The following is a 15,178-nucleotide window of genomic DNA, read 5'->3' on the forward strand; positions in this document are numbered from 1 at the left end:
CTTGTGTCAGTTTTCTTCTTGTTTGAAATGGTCGGCGGAGATTTCTTGGTGGCCGTGAAGCACGCGCATGACGGTAAGCTCGCTATCGCTGACACGAAAGAAAATCACGCGCTCCCGGTGCGCAATACTGCGAATCCCAACGCCGTATCCGCTTCTTGAAACGCCGGTCAAACCAAGTGCCGCCGTCGATTCGATTTTATTGTAGATATCAAGAACGAGGCGATCCGCAGCAAGGGGATTTTCAGTCTCGATATAGGCATGATCGTCAACGAGATCGCGCCTCGCCCTGGTGGTCCATACAGGGATTCGAATCTTAATGATCGATCCCCGTTTTTTGTTGCGCAGCAATGCGTTTGATATCGCTCAGAAAGTCGTCCTGGGAGGCATAACGGTGAACCCGTCCGGCTTCCGCATCATCAATGCCCTCCTGTATCAGCAATTTAAGGGCGGCTCTCTTGCCTTCATCACTGCTCAACAATTGCAGGCTCGCATGAATAACCGCGTCCGCATCGCTGTAGATGCCCGCCGCCACCTGTTCTTCGATGAACTTCTCGTCCTGCTCGCTCAAATGGATTTCGGGCATTTCGATCTCCTTTTGTTCTCTTTTAGCACAGGTGGCATCGGCTTTCCAAGGGCTAAAGGCGAGGCTTAGTCATCGGCCATCAGATATTGCCGCTCGTAACGCAGGCCAAGCCCCGTCAGCATCTCGTAACCGATGGTGCCGGCCGCCCGCGCGGTCTCGTCGACAGGCACATTGGGACCGAAAAGCTCGATATAGTCGCCGGCACGGATGGCATTGGCCGGAATATCCGTGACGTCGAAAATGGTGAGGTCCATGGTGACGCGGCCGGCTACCGGCACCTTGTGGCCGTTGACGACGCCATAGGCGCCGCCGTGGCCCATTTCGCGCAGGGGAATGCCGGAACCAGAAAGCGACCGCTGATATCCGTCCGCATAACCGACGGAAGCGATGGCAAGGCGGCTCGCCCGTTTCAGCAAATAGGTGCCGCCATAACTCACGGTCTGGCCTTCACCAGCCTCGCGAAGCTGGATGATCCGCGCTTCGGCCTTGGCGACGGGCCGCATCGGGTTTGTCACGTCATTGACCGCTTCGCCGCCATAAAGCGCGATGCCGGGGCGGGTGAGGTCGAAATGATATTCGTTGCCCAGAAATATGCCTGCCGAAGCCGAAAGGCTTGATTCGATACCTTCGAAAGCAGCGCTAACCCTGCGGAATGATTCGAGCTGGACCCTGTTCATCGGCGAAGACGGCGTGTCGGCGCAGGCGAGATGCGACAGTACCAGAACCGGATCGAAACTCGCCGGCCGCGTCACGTCGTCGGCCAGAAACAGCGCATCGTCCAGCGGCAGTCCGAGCCGGTTGAAGCCGGTATCCACATGCAAAGCGCAGGGGTGGTCGCCCCGCTCGGCCACTGTCGCCATCCAGAAGGAAAGCTGCTCCTCTGAGGCCAGAACCGGAACCAGATCATTGTCGAAGACCTGACGCTCCTGGCCCTGCCAGATGCCTGATAGCACGAAAATGCGCGCCTCCGGTGCATAGGAACGGAGAGTCGCACCCTCGGACACCGTCGCCACGAAGAAGTCGCGTGCGCCGGCATGGTAAAGCGTCGCGCCGCAATCCTCGATACCAAGCCCGTAGGCATCCGCTTTCACGACAGCCGCCGTCCGCGCCTTGCCGGAGCGCTTCTTCATGTCGCGCCAATTGTCGGCGAGCGCGCCGAGATCGACGGTAAGCCTCAGCGGCGCTTGCTCGAAAGCGTCGGTTTCGTTTTCGGGAAAGCTGTCTTCGAAGTCGTCTGTCATGCCATGCGTCCGGTTGATTTGGAACCGGTTCGGACCCTAGCACTTTTGTTCAAGACGGTAATGACCGAATGCTTTAAACTCCTTCTATGCACAATGTTTCGCAGGAACAGGCCATAGACGTCATGCCCATTGCCGCGACGGAAACGACCCGTTTCTGGCGCGACGGGCGTTTTGGCGGCATGGAATGTCTGAGCGCCACATTCCTGACCCATGAATATTCCCCGCATGCGCACGACACCTTCTCGATCGGCGCGATCGAAAGCGGTTCGCAGATTTCCACCATTCAGGGCACCACCGAGCAGACAGGGCCGGGGCATCTTTACCTTATCAACCCGGATGAAATTCACGATGGTGCGCCGGGCGGCGGCGGTTATCGTTACCGCATGATCTATCCCGATGCGGCGCTGCTGCGCGATATTATCGAGGATGTAACGGGCAGGGCCTTTCACGGCACGCCGTCCTTTCCACGGTTTCTGCCACGCGATCCGCAGATGGCTATTGCTTTCCAGATGGCGCATCGGCGGCTGGAGGCCAAGTCCGGCGCTCTGGAGGCGGATGAGGGCATGTTCTCGGTGCTTGCGGCCCTGTTCGGCAGGCACGGCAGCGCCATCATTCTGCCGGTCGAAACCCGCGAGAAAACGGCGGTCTATGCCGCCCGGGACTATCTCGCGGACAATTACGAGACCGATATCGGTCTTGAGGAACTGGCATCGATAGCCGGTCTCAGCCGCGCCCACCTCATACGCGCCTTCCGCAAGGAGTTTCACATCACCCCGCACGCCTATCTGACGGATGTGCGCATCCGGCAGGCGCGCCGCCTTCTGCGTGCGGGTGAGACGCCGGCCGAAGTGGCGGCCTTGTGCGGTTTTGCCGATCAGGCGCATTTTACCCGGCATTTCAAGGCGCGCACCGGCGTCACGCCCGGGCAATTCCGTTCGGCGTGATTTTTCCGCGCAATGTCACTTTCATTCAAGACCGGGGGGCTTGTCGGGCGTAATCGCACTGTTCTGCAAGGGAGAATGCGATGTCCGTATTGGAAAAGCGCGCGGAATTCGGCGCGGGGTTGAGGGCTGCCGCCCCGCTGCTGGTGGCCATGGTGCCGATTGGCGTGGTGTTCGGGGCAGTCGCGGTCGGCAAGGGCCTGTCGCCGCTGGAAGCCTCGTTGATGTCGCTGCTGGTTTTTGCCGGCGGCTCGCAATTCGTGGCAATGGATTTGTGGATGCATCCGGCAAGCTGGAGCGCGCTCGGTTTCGCAGCCCTGCTGGTCAATCTGCGCCATGTACTGATGAGCGCCTCCATTGCCGGCAAGCTGGATGATTTTACCGGATGGCGAAAATATGCGGCGATGCTGGTTTTGACCGATGAATCCTGGGCGCTGTCGGAGTTTCGGGTCATCGCTGGCAGGCTGACGGCGGCTTTCTTCGCGGGTGCTGCACTGTCGATCTACCTCGTCTGGAACCTCGCCACTCTGGCAGGCGCGCTGCTCGGCTCCGTCATGGGAGACATGTCGGTCATCGGTCTGGATTTCGCCTTCCCGGCCGTCTTCATCGTGTTGCTGATGGGGTTCTGGAAGGGCAGGGAAACCGGCTTCGTGCTTCTGGCGAGTGCTTCTGCTGCTTATCTCACCCACGCGCTGGTTCCGGGCGCCTGGTATATTGCCGCCGGCGCGCTGGCAGGGCTTGCCGCTGCGGCCTTCGGTCATGAAGATCAGGCGGAGCAGCCGGCATGACGCTCGATCAAAATACGCTGCTGGCGATCCTCGCCATGATGGCGGCAACCGTCGCCACACGGCTCGGCGGTCTGCTGCTGGTCAATCATTTCACCCTGACGCCGCGCCTGAAGAAGGCGCTTGGCGTGGTTCCGCCCGCCGTTCTGATGGCCGTCGTCACGCCGACGGCGCTTGCGAGCGGACTGGCCGAAACCATCGCCTGCGCGGTGACGGCAGTCGCGGCACTCCGCCTCAGCCTCCTGCCGGCCGCAACACTCGGCGTGGCGTGCGTGGCGCTGCTGCGCGGAATCGGATTGTGAGACAATCCCGTCAAGACCCTGAAAAGACTCCGCCCGTTTCATTCCGAATGTGAGGCGGAAGATGAGGGCGAAAACCGTTCGCCCTCATGACTTCGATCGGCTCAATGCTCTTCGTACTGGCTGAAGCTCGGGTCGGCCAAATCCGCAAAGCGGGTGAATTCGGACTGGAAGGCGAGCTTTACCGTGCCGGTCGGTCCGTGGCGCTGCTTGGCGATGATGACATCAGCCGTGCCCTTCACCCGGTCGAAATGTGCTTCCCATTCGGCATATTTCACATCGCCGGGGTCACGCGGCTCCATGTTTTTCACATAATATTCCTCACGGAACACGAACAGCACCACGTCGGCGTCCTGCTCGATGGAGCCCGATTCACGCAGGTCGGAAAGCTGTGGGCGCTTGTCCTCTCGGCTTTCCACCGCACGGGAGAGCTGTGACAGCGCGATGATGGGAACATTGAGTTCCTTGCCCAGCGCCTTCAGGCCCGTGGTGATCTGGGTGATTTCCTGCACGCGGTTTTCGCCGCCCTTGCCGCCGCCGGTCATCAGCTGAATATAGTCCACGACAAGAACATCGAGGCCGCGCTGGCGCTTCAGGCGGCGGGCGCGGGCGGAAAGCTGGGCGATGGAGATACCACCGGTCTGGTCGATATAAAGCGGCACTTTCTGCATCATCTGGGAGCAGGCGACGAGCTTTTCGAAATCGGCCTCGGTAATGTCACCGCGACGGATTTTCGAGGAAGACACTTCCGTCTGCTCGGAAATGATACGGGTCGCCAGCTGTTCGGACGACATTTCGAGGGAGTAGAAACCGACGACGCCGCCGTTTTTCGCCTTGAACGAACCATCGGGCTGGACTTCCTGATCGTAGGACGCCGCGATGTTATAGGCGATGTTGGTGGCAAGCGATGTCTTGCCCATACCCGGACGACCGGCAAGAACGATAAGGTCGGAACGCTGCAGACCGCCCATGCGGGCGTCGAGCGAATGAATGCCGGTGGAGATGCCGGAGAGATTGCCGTCGCGCTCGAAGGCAGCCCCCGCCATGTCGATCGCCAGCGCCACTGCGTCGTTGAACGACTGGAAGCCGCCATCGTAACGGCCGGTTTCCGCCAGTTCGAACAGGCGGCGCTCGGTGTCTTCGATCTGTGCCTGCGGCGGCATGTCGAGCGGCGCGTCATAGGCGATGTTGACGACATCCTCGCCGATCTGGATCAGCGCGCGACGCAGCGCCAGATCGTAAATCGCGCGGCCGTAATCTTCCGCGTTGATGATGGAGACGGCTTCCGCCGCAAGACGCGCGAGATATTGCGCCACCGTCAGGTCGCCGATCTTGTCGTCGGCCGGCAGGAAGGTCTTGATCGTCACCGGATTGGCGGTTTTGCCCATGCGGATGATATCGCCCGCCACCTCGAAAATCTTCCGGTGCAGGGGTTCGTAAAGATGCACGGGCTTCAAAAAGTCCGACACGCGGTAATAGGCGTCATTATTGACGAGGATGGCGCCGAGCAGCGCCTGTTCGGCCTCGATGTTGTTGGGCGCTTCGCGGTAGTGCGGCTCCGCCGGCTGCGCGGGGGTGATCTTTCTCACAGCGTCGTTCATGGTTTGCGCGATCTCCCTTTGCCTTGTCCTTAAACCTCGGGTTTGGCTTCCTGGGGCATGGCAGTCAATGATATTGTTGCAACACTATACGGCAGGCTGACGTCCGTTCTGAAAAGCTGGATCACATCTTCAGTTGTCCCCAGCAATCCACAGGCGGGTGGGAACGTGGTGCCGGAATTTCCCGGCAACGTGATTCGCTGCCATGAGTTTACCGCATGGCAGACCCGGCATGAAAGAAACTTGAAAATCGTCAGGCTTCCGAATAAATAGGCAGAAAATAAGTAGTGTGCTAATTATAAGGCTGACTGATATGTCCCGCGAGACCGACAAGGAACAGCTCCTCGATGAAGTCTCCGCTTTTACCCGCAAACTGCGCGCGTTTTTCGACGCGAGGGTAGGGGAAAGCGGCCTGACGCTGGCGCGTGCGCGTGCGCTTTTTGCCCTGTCGCGGCGCGGGCCTTTGACCCAGACTGAACTAGCCGAGGAAATGGAAATCGAAACGCCCACGCTGGTGCGCGTGCTGGACGGCATGGAGAAACAGAACCTCATCGAACGCCGCTCCGACGAAAACGACCGCCGTGCCAAACGCATCCATATGACGGCGGAAGGAGAGAAAACCTCGCAGACGGTGCAGGCGGTGGCAAAATCGCTGCGTTCGGAAATCGCTGCCGATATTTCCTCGCAGGAACTCGCAATGGCGCTTGATGTCATGCGCCGGCTTTCGGCCAACCTGCAAAATCTGGCGGCCGGGAGGGTGCAATCGTGAGCACCGTGTTGCCGCAGACAACAGAGAAGGCCGCTTCCGAAAACGCCGAGCCGGCCGTGAAACAGGCCGACCTTCCGAAAGAGGAAGCCAGCGCACCGGCGCGTGGAGCAGACACAGGCGAGACCGCGCCGGAAGCCGCCGCTCCCGCTGCACCGCAACCGGTGGAACGACCAGTGTGGCTGCGGCTGTGCTTCATCTTCGCGGGCCTGTCTTTCTTCATCACCCAGGGCCTGGGCATGAACCTCGTCATGGCCAATATCTACCAGCTTCAGGGCGAGTTTTCCGCAACGGTGGCGGAAGTGGCATGGCTCTCCGCCGCCTATATGGCGCCCTATGCCACGTTTTCCATCGCTCTCTTCAAGATCAGGGCGCAATATGGCCTGCGGCCCTTTGCCGAACTCTCGATCATCGCCTTTGTGGTTGCTTCCTGCCTCAACCTCTTCGTGACGGACCTGCATTCGGCCATCGTCATCCGCTTCGTCAGCGGCATGGCCGCCGCGCCGATTTCGTCGCTCGGCTTTCTCTACATTCTGGAAGCCTTTCCGCCCGCGCGGAAATTCTCGCTCGGTTTCAGCATCGCGCTGACCGGCACCTTGCTGTCGGCACCCATCGCCCGCATCGTTTCGCCCTCTCTTTTGGAAATCGATGGCTGGAACGCGCTCTATTCCATGGAGGTGGGGTTTGCGCTGATCTCCTTCGCGATGATCTATGTCCTGAAAGTCACGCCGCCGCCGCGTGCGAAAGTCATCGAGCGCATGGATATTCTGAGCTATCTGCTGTTTGCGGGCGGTCTCGGCTGCCTTGCCGTCATGCTCACCCTTGGCCGGTTCTATTGGTGGTTCGAGACATGGTGGCTGGGCGTGCTTCTGGCAACGTCGATCGCGCTCCTGACGCTGATGGCCTTCATCGAATTGCCGCGCAAAAACCCGCTACTCGACCTGCGCTGGATTTTTTCGAAAACCAACCTGCATATTATCGCGGTGCTGCTCGTTTATCGCGCGGTTTCTTCCGAACAATCCTCAACGGCGGTCAGCTTCTACCAGCAGCTTGGCCTGCTGAACGACCAGACGACGACGCTTTATGCGCTGGTGTTGCTGGCGACGGTGCTTGGCGGTGCGGCCTGCGCCTGGCTGATGCTGACGAAATACGTGGATACGGCGCATGTGATTGCGCTGGCGCTGATCGCCGCCGGCTCGTTCATGGACAGCCAGTCAACAAATCTGACGCGGCCGGGCGAAATGTATCTCAGCCAGATGATGATTGCCTTCGGCGCGGCCATGTTCCTGCCGCCCGTCATGTCCAAGGGTTTTGCCGCAGCACTTGCCAGAGGCGCACCCTATCTGGTGAATTTCATCACCATCTTCCTGTTCACCCAGATCACGGGTTCGATGCTGATGACCGGTCTGCTTGGTAGCTTCGTGACGCTGCGCGAAAAATTCCATTCCAATATACTGGTGGAAAATGTCCTGCTCACCAATCCCGTGGTCGCCCAGCGCGTATCCCAGCTTTCCGGCGCCTACAGCCATGTCATTACCGACCCGGCGCTGCTGAAGGCCGAGGGGCTTTCCCTTCTCGGCCAGCAGGTCAGCAAGGAGGCCTATGTGCTCGCCTATAATGATACGTTCCTGCTGATCTCCGTTGTTTCGGCGCTGGCGCTCGTCGCGCTTTTGATCCACCTTGCATGGCTGCGCATCCGCCCGTTCCTCCTGAGGGACAATGTCGATGCCGCACCGGCACAACAGTCTTGAACCTTCCAAGAGTGATAAAATGCTGAAGAAGTTTTTTACCCCCGTTTCCATTCTCGTGCTGCTCGGCGGCCTCGCCGGCGTCGCACTGGTGCTTTACGCCTGGCGGCTGCCGCCGTTCCTCTCCACGGTCGAAATGACCGACAACGCCTTCGTGCGCGGTTACGTCACGACCATGAGCCCGCAGGTCAGCGGTTATGTCGTCGACGTGCCGGTCAAGGACTATCAGGAGGTCAAGAAGGGCACCTTGCTGGCAAAGATCGATGACCGCATCTACCGCCAGAAACAGGCGCAGGCGGAAGCCACGCTCGATACGCAGAAGGCGGCGCTCGATAATTCCCGTCAGCAGGAAAACGCCGCCAATGCCAATATCCTTTCCAGCCAGGCGGCAGTCGATGCCGCTGAGGCCTCTCTGAAGCAGGCGCAGCTTGCATCCGACCGGCAGGATAATCTCATCAAGAGCGGCGTCGGCACCTCAAGCCTTCAGGAAGAGGCGCATGCCGCTCTTGAAAAGGCGCACGCATCCCTGTCGCAGGCGAAAGCGGCCCTCGAGGTCTCGCGGCAAGATCTGCAGACGATCATCGTCAACCGCAGCTCCCTGCAGGCGGCAGTCGCCAATGCTGAGGCCGCCGTCGAACTCGCGAAGATCGATCTCGACAATACCGAGATTCATGCGCCGGTCGACGGCAGGCTCGGCGAAGTCAGCGTGCGCACCGGTCAATATGTCACGGCAGGGACGCAATTGATGGCGGTCGTGCCGCATGATGTCTGGGTCATCGCCAATTTCAAGGAGACCCAGCTTTCCGGCATGCAGGTCGGCCAGCCGGTGACGATCTCGGTGGATGCGCTGCATCGCCGCAAGCTCAACGGCCGCGTCGAGCGGTTCTCGCCCGCCACGGGGTCGGAATTCGCCGTCATCAAACCCGACAATGCGACAGGCAATTTCGTGAAGATCGCCCAGCGTGTCGGCGTGCGCATCTCGATCGATCCCGATCAGCCGCTGGTGGCGGATCTGTCGCCGGGCATGTCGGTGGTCGTGCACCTGGACAAGAGCATCGCGCCGGAGGCGGCGGAGACGGCGGCGAAGTAGTCTTGCTTGGGAGTGTGCGGAGAGGGAGGACCCCCCTCTGTCCTGCCGGACATCTCCCCCACAAGGGGGGAGATCGACTCGCGGTTGGGTCTCGCCCATCTCAATAGTTGCGAATGAAGTGGTGACAGCGCCTCTTGCCGATCTCCCCCCTTGTGGGGGAGATGCCCGGCAGGGCAGAGGGGGGTAAACCTTCCCGCGAACACAACCCAACAAAAAACCCCGGATGTTTCCACCCGGGGTTTTCCTTATGGCCGCTAGGCCAGATCTTATTCGTCGTCGTCGTTGCCGTCAGCTTCCGGATCGAAGAAGTCTTCCGGGCGCAGGGCGTCTTCGTCAACGCCGTAGATGGCGTCGGCGGAGGTGAGGCTTTCGCCCTTGGACTGACGCTCGGCTTCTTCGGCGGAACGGGCAACGTTCAGCTCGACCTGAAGCTCGACTTCGGCGTGCAGGTGCAGGGTGACGTTGTGCAGGCCGATGGTCTTGATCGGCGTGTTCAGTTCAACCTGGTTGCGGCCGATGTTGAAGCCTTCTGCGCCGAGGATTTCGACGACGTCGCGGGCAGCAACAGAACCGTACAGCTGACCGGTTTCGCCAGCCGAACGGACGACGATGAAGGACTTGCCTTCGAGTGCTTCGGCAACCTTCTGGGCTTCCGACTTGCGCTCGAGGTTACGGGCTTCAAGCGTTGCGCGCTCGGTTTCGAAACGGGTCTTGTTGGCGGCGTTGGCGCGCAGCGCCTTGCCCTGCGGCAGCAGGAAGTTACGTGCGTAACCGTCGCGAACCTTTACGGTTTCGCCCATCTGGCCGAGCTTGTTGATGCGTTCGAGAAGAATAACGTCCATCTTCTTGATCCTTTCTATGTGTTGGTTTCGTTCGTATTGTCGGTTTTCCGTGCAGGCGTCAGCGAGATCGTGCTGCGCACGTCGCTCAAGCCGAGCACGAGAATGATGAACAGCGGAAAGACGAAGACCGCTGAAAGATAGGCGAGGATGAGAACCGGCAGACGCCAGTCTTTTCCACGCGCGCGTTTATGCAGCGAGGCATAACCAGCCATCAGGAAGCCCGCGCCAAAGGTGCCGCAGACGACTGCGCCAACCATGGCGGCGACGCCACCGAAGAACATGGCGACGATACCGCCAAGAAAAATGAAGATCGCGTTGCGGTGCATGCGCAGCGCGGAAGCAATGTCCTCACGCGGGCGAAGGCCCTTGCCGAAGGAACCGACCAACCGGGTCGCGAAATAATAAGCCGCGAACAAAAGGATGACCCACAGGCCGCCCTGAACGATCGGCAGCATCAGCACCAGCAGCGATTTTGTCTGGGCGAGCGCCTCGGCATTGGGTTCGAACAGCGGCTCGCGGTTCTGCACCGAGGTCATCATCAGGTCGACCATGCGCGCGACGAGATCAGGGCCGTAACCGATCATCCAGCCAAGAATGACGACGGCAACCGCAACCAGAAGGCAAAGATGCAGGATGATGCCGGAGAGCGGATACCAGGCAAGAAGATCATCCGGGCCGCCAAGTTCGGAGGCCGGGCGTGCGAGATTGGCGAGATGCGAAAGCCAGCCGGCCGGGATCAGCGTGAAGATCGCGATGGTCAGCGCGAAAAGCGGCGAGATGACAAGAGCGCCGATGATGGCCGTGGTGATGATTGCAACAATGGCGGCGCGATTGCCCCAGCCCATGCCGGCGATGAAGATGGGCATGGCCGAACCGGCGTAGAGCAGGAAGGAAAAGGACGACTGTGCCGTTGCGCCAAGCGTTAGAAACGCGGCGCATATGCCGGCGAGAACGCCGGTGATCAGCACTGTCTGGTTCAACTTTTGCACTTCGCTGTCCTGCTGAAACTAAAGCAGTTAGAGGATCGCTCCTGAGAGCCTCATCCCCAACATGGGTTTTATGGTATCGATCCGCGCCCAACGCGGAAGGATCTGAACTCGCAACCTACTGATTAAAAGTCAGTTGCTTTAGAGAAAACGAGGCCGCGCCGAAACGCAGCCTCGCTTCAATTCATTACGCTACGACGTAAGGCAGCAGGCCGAGGAAACGGGCGCGCTTGATCGCCTGGGCGAGTTCGCGCTGCTTCTTCTGGGAAACGGCCGTGATGCGGGAAGGAACGATCTTGCCGCGCTCGGAAATGTAGCGCTGCAGGAGGCGAACGTCCTTGTAGTCGATCTTCGGAGCGTTTGCGCCGGAGAAGGGGCACGTCTTGCGACGGCGGTGGAACGGGCGGCGTGCCTGGGAAGAGGATGTATCAGCCATTGGTCAATTCTCCTTATGCACGGTCTTCGCGCGGACGGCGCGGACGGTCTTCGCGGTCGCCGAAGCCACCTTCGCGCGGTGCGCGGGGGCCACGATCTTCACGCGGGCCACGGTCCGGACGGTCGCCATCGCGGCGCGGACGGTCGTCACGGTCGCGCTTCTGCATCATCGCGGACGGGCCTTCTTCGTGGGCTTCGACGGCGATGGTCATGTAGCGAAGAACGTCTTCGTTGATGCGCATCTGGCGCTCGACTTCATGAACTGCAGCCGCCGGAGCGTCGATGTCCATGAGAGCGTAGTGAGCCTTGCGGTTCTTCTTGATGCGGTAGGTGAGGGACTTCAGACCCCAGTTCTCGACGCGTCCGACTTTACCGCCGAACGATTCGATAACGCCCTTGTACTGCTCGACAAGTGCGTCGACCTGCTGGGCAGAAATATCCTGCCGGGCAAGGAAGATGTGTTCGTAAAGAGCCATTTAAGCTTTGCCTTTCTTGCGTTTCGTCCTTCACCCGGCAACGGCGCTAAGCCTCAACGACTGCTCTTGGGTAGGCGGTAAAGCCTTAAAGCAAGAAAAGCGTTGTTCGAGACGGTCGAGAGCGGAGACACGGGAGGCCGGAAAAACCTTATGGTTCCTGCTGTTTCGTTACCGAAACCAGCCCTCCGTTCAGCCACCAGCCAATTGGACCGGGTGTTGTGAACAGCGCGCTTATACGCAATTTTGCCCGGAATGCAAGGGCAAGGGACGAAAAAGCGCGCCGTGATCGTGTCAGATCGGCATCGGATATTGCCGATGGATCGCGGCGATGCCCTTCAGCACCTCTTCCGACAGTGCCACATCGGCGGCCGCAATATCGGTCTTCAGCTGTTCGATCGTGGTTGCACCGATGATGACGGAGGCCATGAAGGGACGCGTGAGGCAAAATGCGATGGCGAGCTTTGCCGGATCCACACCGTGTTGCGCGGCAAGCTCCAGATAGGCCTTGACCGGCGCTTCCTGAAGCGGCTGCAGGCGGCCGCCGAGGTCCTTGTTGATGGTGGCGCGCGAACCGGCCGGGCGCGCGCCGTCCTGATACTTGCCGGTAAGCAGCCCCGCCGCGAGCGGCGAGTAGGCCAGCAGGCCGACATCTTCGTGATGGGCGACTTCCGCCATGTCGAGATCGAAGCTGCGATAGAGCAGGTTATATTCGTTCTGGATGGTGGCGACACGCGGCAGGCCGTGGGCCTCGGCGATGTCGATATATTTCTGGGTGCCCCAGGCGCTCTCATTGGAAAGGCCGATGGCGCGGATCTTGCCGGCTTTCACCAGTTCGCCGAGCGTCTCGAGCTTCTCGGTGATTTCGGCGAGCGTGCGCTGCTTTTCCTGACCCGAAGCGTCGAAGCTCCAGGCGCCGCGGAAATGATAGGTGCCGCGGTTCGGCCAGTGGACCTGATAGAGATCGATGTAATCCGTCTTCAGGCGATTGAGGCTGGTGTCCACCGCCTCGCGAATGGCTGCGGCGTCGATATCGCGGCCGCCGCGAATATAGTCGCGACCGGAGCCGGCAACCTTGGTGGCGAGCACGATCTGGTCGCGCTTGCCGGTCTTTTCGAACCATGTGCCGATATAGTCTTCGGTGCGCCCCTGGGTTTCGGCGGAAACCGGCGTGGTGGGGTAAAGTTCGGCGGTATCGAAGAAATTGACACCGTTCTCAACGGCGTAATCCATCTGCGCATGCGCGTCGGCTTCGGTGTTCTGCGTGCCCCACGTCATCGTGCCAAGGCAAATTTCGGACACGGAAATACCCGTGCGGCCCAATAGTCTCTGTTTCATGGAAATGTCCCGGTACTTGGCGAGATGTTTTGAAAGGTGGCATGAAAGTAATGGGGAATTGCCGCAGTGCAAGAAAAAATATGATGAAAAGAATGCGGAAAATAGGTCGGCAAAACCCCTTGGGTGGGGCTGTCTGAGGGCTTGAAGCCTTGACTTCGCGGGCCGGAATGTGAATGGAAGTCCGAAAGAATAAAGGCAAGGCCAGACAAGAAGGACCACATCCCATGGGTATTGCATTCACATTTCCCGGTCAGGGAAGCCAGGCCGTCGGCATGGGCAAGGAACTCGCCGACACTTATGTCGAGGCGCGCGCCGTCTTCGAGGAAGTCGATGAGGCGCTTGGCCAGAAGCTTTCCGACATCATGTGGAACGGCCCGGAGGAAACGCTGACGCTGACGGCGAATGCCCAGCCGGCGCTCATGGCGGTGTCCATGGCGGTCATGCGGGTTCTGGAAGCACGCGGCCTGAAGCTCTCCGACGCCGTCTCTTATGTTGCTGGCCATTCGCTCGGCGAATATTCGGCGCTCTGTGCTGCCGGCACCTTCTCGATTGCCGACACCGCCCGTCTTCTTCGCATCCGCGGCAATGCCATGCAGGCCGCCGTGCCGGTTGGCGAGGGCGCCATGGCGGCGATCATCGGGCTGGAGCATGATGCGGTTTCGGCGATCTGCGGGGAGGCCGCCATTCTTGGCATCTGCCAGATCGCCAATGACAATGGCGGCGGCCAGCTGGTCATTTCCGGCAGCAAGGCTGCGGTTGAAAAGGCTGCGGCCATCGCTTCCGAAAAGGGCGCCAAGCGCGCCATCATGCTGCCGGTTTCCGCACCCTTCCACTCGGCGCTGATGGCGCCTGCTGCAGAAGCGATGCGCGAGGCGCTGGCGACCGTCGAAAAGAACAACCCGGTCGTGCCTGTTATCGCCAATGTGCGCGCCGCTCCCGTTTCCGACGCCAATGAGATCGCCGCCTTGCTGGTTGAGCAGGTGACGGGCCAGGTGCGCTGGCGCGAAACGGTTGAATGGTTCGCCGCCAACAATGTGACGCAGCTTTACGAGATCGGCTCCGGCAAGGTGCTGACGGGCCTTGCCCGCCGCATCGACAAGACGGTGAACGGCGTTGCCGTCAACGGCGCTGCCGATATTGACCAGCTTCTCGCCACCCTTATCGGCTGAGACGGGCCTCGCCCCGTAACGGCCTTTTGTTTTACGGTAATTCCCGACGCAATTCCGCTAAAAGGCTTTTGCGGAATTGCTCTAAAGAAGGAACGGAACATGTTTGATCTGACAGGCCGCAAGGCTCTCGTAACCGGCGCGACCGGCGGCATCGGCGAAGAAATCGCCCGCCTTCTGCACAGCCAGGGCGCAACCGTCGGCCTGCACGGCACGCGCGTCGAAAAGCTCGAAGCGCTGGCGGCGGACCTTGGCGAACGCGTCAAGATTTTCCCGGCCAACCTTGCCGATCGCGCCGAGGTCAAGGCACTCGGCGAAAAGGCCGAAGCCGAGCTGGAAGGCGTCGATATTCTCGTCAACAATGCCGGTATCACCAAGGACGGCCTCTTCGTGCGCATGAGCGACGAGGACTGGGACAACGTCATCGAAGTGAACCTGACCGCGATGTTCCGCCTGACGCGTGAACTGACGCACCCGATGATGCGCCGCCGTTTCGGCCGCATCATCAACATCACTTCCATCGTCGGCGTCACCGGCAATCCCGGCCAGGCCAACTATTGCGCCTCCAAGGCAGGCATGATCGGTTTTTCGAAGTCGCTGGCGCAGGAAATCGCCACCCGCAACGTCACCGTCAACTGCGTGGCGCCCGGCTTCATCGAAAGCGCCATGACCGGCAAGCTGAACGACAAGCAGAAGGACGCCATTATGGGCGCCATTCCCATGAAGCGCATGGGAACCGGTGCGGAAGTCGCGTCCGCCGTTCTTTATCTGGCTTCCAATGAGGCGGGCTACATGACGGGTCAAACTCTGCACGTCAATGGCGGCATGGCGATGATCTGACGGCGCTGAAGGCCGTCTTGAAAACGATTGCGGCGCTGTTTAAGCAC

Annotated in this window: 18 protein-coding genes; 9 read left to right on the forward strand and 9 right to left on the reverse strand. The window is 60.2% G+C overall.

Going from position 1 to position 15,178, the window contains the following annotated elements:
• Positions 1 to 6: 6 nt before the first annotated feature.
• The 3 genes from JZY08_RS04020 to alr all read right to left on the reverse strand — a co-directional run bounded on the left by JZY08_RS04020 (position 7) and on the right by alr (position 1,824).
• Positions 7 to 348, reverse strand: coding sequence for a type II toxin-antitoxin system RelE/ParE family toxin (locus JZY08_RS04020; protein ID WP_246231166.1), 342 nt, complete (start codon positions 346 to 348; stop codon positions 7 to 9).
• Positions 314 to 583 carry a type II toxin-antitoxin system ParD family antitoxin gene (locus JZY08_RS04025; protein ID WP_082184051.1) on the reverse strand — a complete coding sequence of 90 codons (270 nt, stop codon included), beginning with the start codon at positions 581 to 583 and terminating at the stop codon, positions 314 to 316. Before JZY08_RS04025 ends, JZY08_RS04020 begins: the two co-directional genes overlap by 35 nt.
• A gap of 65 nt (positions 584 to 648) precedes the next feature.
• Entirely contained in the window at positions 649 to 1,824 is a 1,176-nt protein-coding gene (gene alr, locus JZY08_RS04030; RefSeq protein WP_216331076.1) for an alanine racemase, read from the reverse strand.
• A gap of 86 nt (positions 1,825 to 1,910) precedes the next feature.
• Here alr and JZY08_RS04035 point away from each other — a divergent pair, with 86 nt between their 5' ends.
• From JZY08_RS04035 to JZY08_RS04045, 3 genes are all read left to right on the forward strand, one after another.
• Entirely contained in the window at positions 1,911 to 2,768 is an 858-nt protein-coding gene (locus tag JZY08_RS04035; RefSeq protein ID WP_216331077.1) for an AraC family transcriptional regulator, read from the forward strand.
• 80 nt (positions 2,769 to 2,848) lie between these two features.
• On the forward strand, positions 2,849 to 3,553 hold the full coding sequence (locus JZY08_RS04040) for an AzlC family ABC transporter permease (RefSeq protein WP_216331078.1): 705 nt from the start codon (positions 2,849 to 2,851) through the stop codon (positions 3,551 to 3,553).
• Positions 3,550 to 3,852, forward strand: coding sequence for an AzlD family protein (locus JZY08_RS04045; protein WP_082184053.1), 303 nt, complete (start codon positions 3,550 to 3,552; stop codon positions 3,850 to 3,852). Before JZY08_RS04040 ends, JZY08_RS04045 begins: the two co-directional genes overlap by 4 nt.
• 101 nt (positions 3,853 to 3,953) lie before the next feature.
• On the opposite strand, the gene JZY08_RS04050 is transcribed toward JZY08_RS04045, so the two are convergent.
• Complete coding sequence (locus JZY08_RS04050) at positions 3,954 to 5,450, reverse strand: replicative DNA helicase (RefSeq protein ID WP_035217974.1); 1,497 nt, start codon at positions 5,448 to 5,450, stop codon at positions 3,954 to 3,956.
• A 57-nt stretch (positions 5,451 to 5,507) separates the two neighbouring features.
• On the opposite strand from JZY08_RS04050, the gene JZY08_RS04055 reads away from it, so the two are divergent.
• Genes JZY08_RS04055 through JZY08_RS04070 form a run of 4 tightly spaced genes read left to right on the forward strand, consistent with a single transcriptional unit; the run spans position 5,508 to position 9,051 of the window.
• Positions 5,508 to 5,720: a hypothetical protein gene (locus JZY08_RS04055; RefSeq protein WP_216331079.1), complete on the forward strand. Its 213-nt coding sequence runs from the start codon at positions 5,508 to 5,510 to the stop codon at positions 5,718 to 5,720.
• Between the two features lie 40 nt (positions 5,721 to 5,760).
• A complete protein-coding gene (locus JZY08_RS04060) occupies positions 5,761 to 6,216 on the forward strand; it encodes a MarR family winged helix-turn-helix transcriptional regulator (protein WP_082184054.1) in 456 nt (151 codons plus the stop codon).
• Positions 6,213 to 7,964 carry an MFS transporter gene (locus JZY08_RS04065; RefSeq protein ID WP_216331080.1) on the forward strand — a complete coding sequence of 584 codons (1,752 nt, stop codon included), beginning with the start codon at positions 6,213 to 6,215 and terminating at the stop codon, positions 7,962 to 7,964. The genes JZY08_RS04060 and JZY08_RS04065 overlap by 4 nt, the downstream gene beginning before the upstream one ends.
• Before the next feature lie 19 nt (positions 7,965 to 7,983).
• Positions 7,984 to 9,051, forward strand: a complete 1,068-nt coding sequence (locus JZY08_RS04070; protein WP_216331081.1) for an HlyD family secretion protein — start codon at positions 7,984 to 7,986, stop codon at positions 9,049 to 9,051.
• A gap of 266 nt (positions 9,052 to 9,317) precedes the next feature.
• Here the strand turns inward: JZY08_RS04070 and rplI are convergent, their stop codons facing one another.
• The 5 genes from rplI to JZY08_RS04095 all read right to left on the reverse strand — a co-directional run bounded on the left by rplI (position 9,318) and on the right by JZY08_RS04095 (position 13,125).
• Positions 9,318 to 9,893, reverse strand: coding sequence for a 50S ribosomal protein L9 (gene rplI / locus JZY08_RS04075; protein WP_003512362.1), 576 nt, complete (start codon positions 9,891 to 9,893; stop codon positions 9,318 to 9,320).
• Between the two features lie 14 nt (positions 9,894 to 9,907).
• Positions 9,908 to 10,882, reverse strand: a complete 975-nt coding sequence (locus JZY08_RS04080) for a DUF2232 domain-containing protein (protein WP_082184055.1) — start codon at positions 10,880 to 10,882, stop codon at positions 9,908 to 9,910.
• 184 nt (positions 10,883 to 11,066) lie between these two features.
• The gene (rpsR, locus tag JZY08_RS04085; protein ID WP_003496832.1) at positions 11,067 to 11,315 is read right to left on the reverse strand and encodes a 30S ribosomal protein S18; all 249 of its coding nucleotides are present in this window, start codon (positions 11,313 to 11,315) and stop codon (positions 11,067 to 11,069) included.
• A gap of 13 nt (positions 11,316 to 11,328) precedes the next feature.
• Entirely contained in the window at positions 11,329 to 11,790 is a 462-nt protein-coding gene (rpsF, locus tag JZY08_RS04090; protein WP_003496829.1) for a 30S ribosomal protein S6, read from the reverse strand.
• 291 nt (positions 11,791 to 12,081) lie between these two features.
• On the reverse strand, positions 12,082 to 13,125 hold the full coding sequence (locus JZY08_RS04095; protein ID WP_216331082.1) for an aldo/keto reductase: 1,044 nt from the start codon (positions 13,123 to 13,125) through the stop codon (positions 12,082 to 12,084).
• 224 nt (positions 13,126 to 13,349) lie between these two features.
• On the opposite strand from JZY08_RS04095, the gene fabD reads away from it, so the two are divergent.
• Together fabD and fabG are read left to right on the forward strand one after the other, a co-directional pair.
• Positions 13,350 to 14,294: an ACP S-malonyltransferase gene (gene fabD / locus JZY08_RS04100; RefSeq protein ID WP_137067530.1), complete on the forward strand. Its 945-nt coding sequence runs from the start codon at positions 13,350 to 13,352 to the stop codon at positions 14,292 to 14,294.
• Between the two features lie 99 nt (positions 14,295 to 14,393).
• Positions 14,394 to 15,131, forward strand: a complete 738-nt coding sequence (fabG, locus tag JZY08_RS04105; protein ID WP_003496820.1) for a 3-oxoacyl-[acyl-carrier-protein] reductase — start codon at positions 14,394 to 14,396, stop codon at positions 15,129 to 15,131.
• The last annotated feature ends 47 nt before the right edge of the window (positions 15,132 to 15,178 follow it).

Origin of the sequence: Rhizobium sp. X9 (genome assembly GCF_018873185.1) — a bacterium.
In the GTDB taxonomy this organism is placed as follows: Bacteria; Pseudomonadota; Alphaproteobacteria; order Rhizobiales; family Rhizobiaceae; genus Agrobacterium; species Agrobacterium oryzihabitans.

What these genes read in the sequence shown, in the direction of transcription:
- JZY08_RS04025 (WP_082184051.1), bottom strand. Translation starts at nt 583, where the DNA reads ATGCCCGAAATCCATTTGAGCGAGCAGGACGAGAAGTTCATCGAAGAA.
- alr (WP_216331076.1), bottom strand. Translation starts at nt 1,824, where the DNA reads ATGACAGACGACTTCGAAGACAGCTTTCCCGAAAACGAAACCGACGCT.
- JZY08_RS04035 (WP_216331077.1), top strand. Translation starts at nt 1,911, where the DNA reads ATGCACAATGTTTCGCAGGAACAGGCCATAGACGTCATGCCCATTGCC.
- JZY08_RS04040 (WP_216331078.1), top strand. Translation starts at nt 2,849, where the DNA reads ATGTCCGTATTGGAAAAGCGCGCGGAATTCGGCGCGGGGTTGAGGGCT.
- JZY08_RS04045 (WP_082184053.1), top strand. Translation starts at nt 3,550, where the DNA reads ATGACGCTCGATCAAAATACGCTGCTGGCGATCCTCGCCATGATGGCG.
- JZY08_RS04050 (WP_035217974.1), bottom strand. Translation starts at nt 5,450, where the DNA reads ATGAACGACGCTGTGAGAAAGATCACCCCCGCGCAGCCGGCGGAGCCG.
- JZY08_RS04055 (WP_216331079.1), top strand. Translation starts at nt 5,508, where the DNA reads ATGGCAGTCAATGATATTGTTGCAACACTATACGGCAGGCTGACGTCC.
- JZY08_RS04060 (WP_082184054.1), top strand. Translation starts at nt 5,761, where the DNA reads ATGTCCCGCGAGACCGACAAGGAACAGCTCCTCGATGAAGTCTCCGCT.
- JZY08_RS04070 (WP_216331081.1), top strand. Translation starts at nt 7,984, where the DNA reads ATGCTGAAGAAGTTTTTTACCCCCGTTTCCATTCTCGTGCTGCTCGGC.
- rplI (WP_003512362.1), bottom strand. Translation starts at nt 9,893, where the DNA reads ATGGACGTTATTCTTCTCGAACGCATCAACAAGCTCGGCCAGATGGGC.
- rpsR (WP_003496832.1), bottom strand. Translation starts at nt 11,315, where the DNA reads ATGGCTGATACATCCTCTTCCCAGGCACGCCGCCCGTTCCACCGCCGT.
- rpsF (WP_003496829.1), bottom strand. Translation starts at nt 11,790, where the DNA reads ATGGCTCTTTACGAACACATCTTCCTTGCCCGGCAGGATATTTCTGCC.
- JZY08_RS04095 (WP_216331082.1), bottom strand. Translation starts at nt 13,125, where the DNA reads ATGAAACAGAGACTATTGGGCCGCACGGGTATTTCCGTGTCCGAAATT.
- fabD (WP_137067530.1), top strand. Translation starts at nt 13,350, where the DNA reads ATGGGTATTGCATTCACATTTCCCGGTCAGGGAAGCCAGGCCGTCGGC.
- fabG (WP_003496820.1), top strand. Translation starts at nt 14,394, where the DNA reads ATGTTTGATCTGACAGGCCGCAAGGCTCTCGTAACCGGCGCGACCGGC.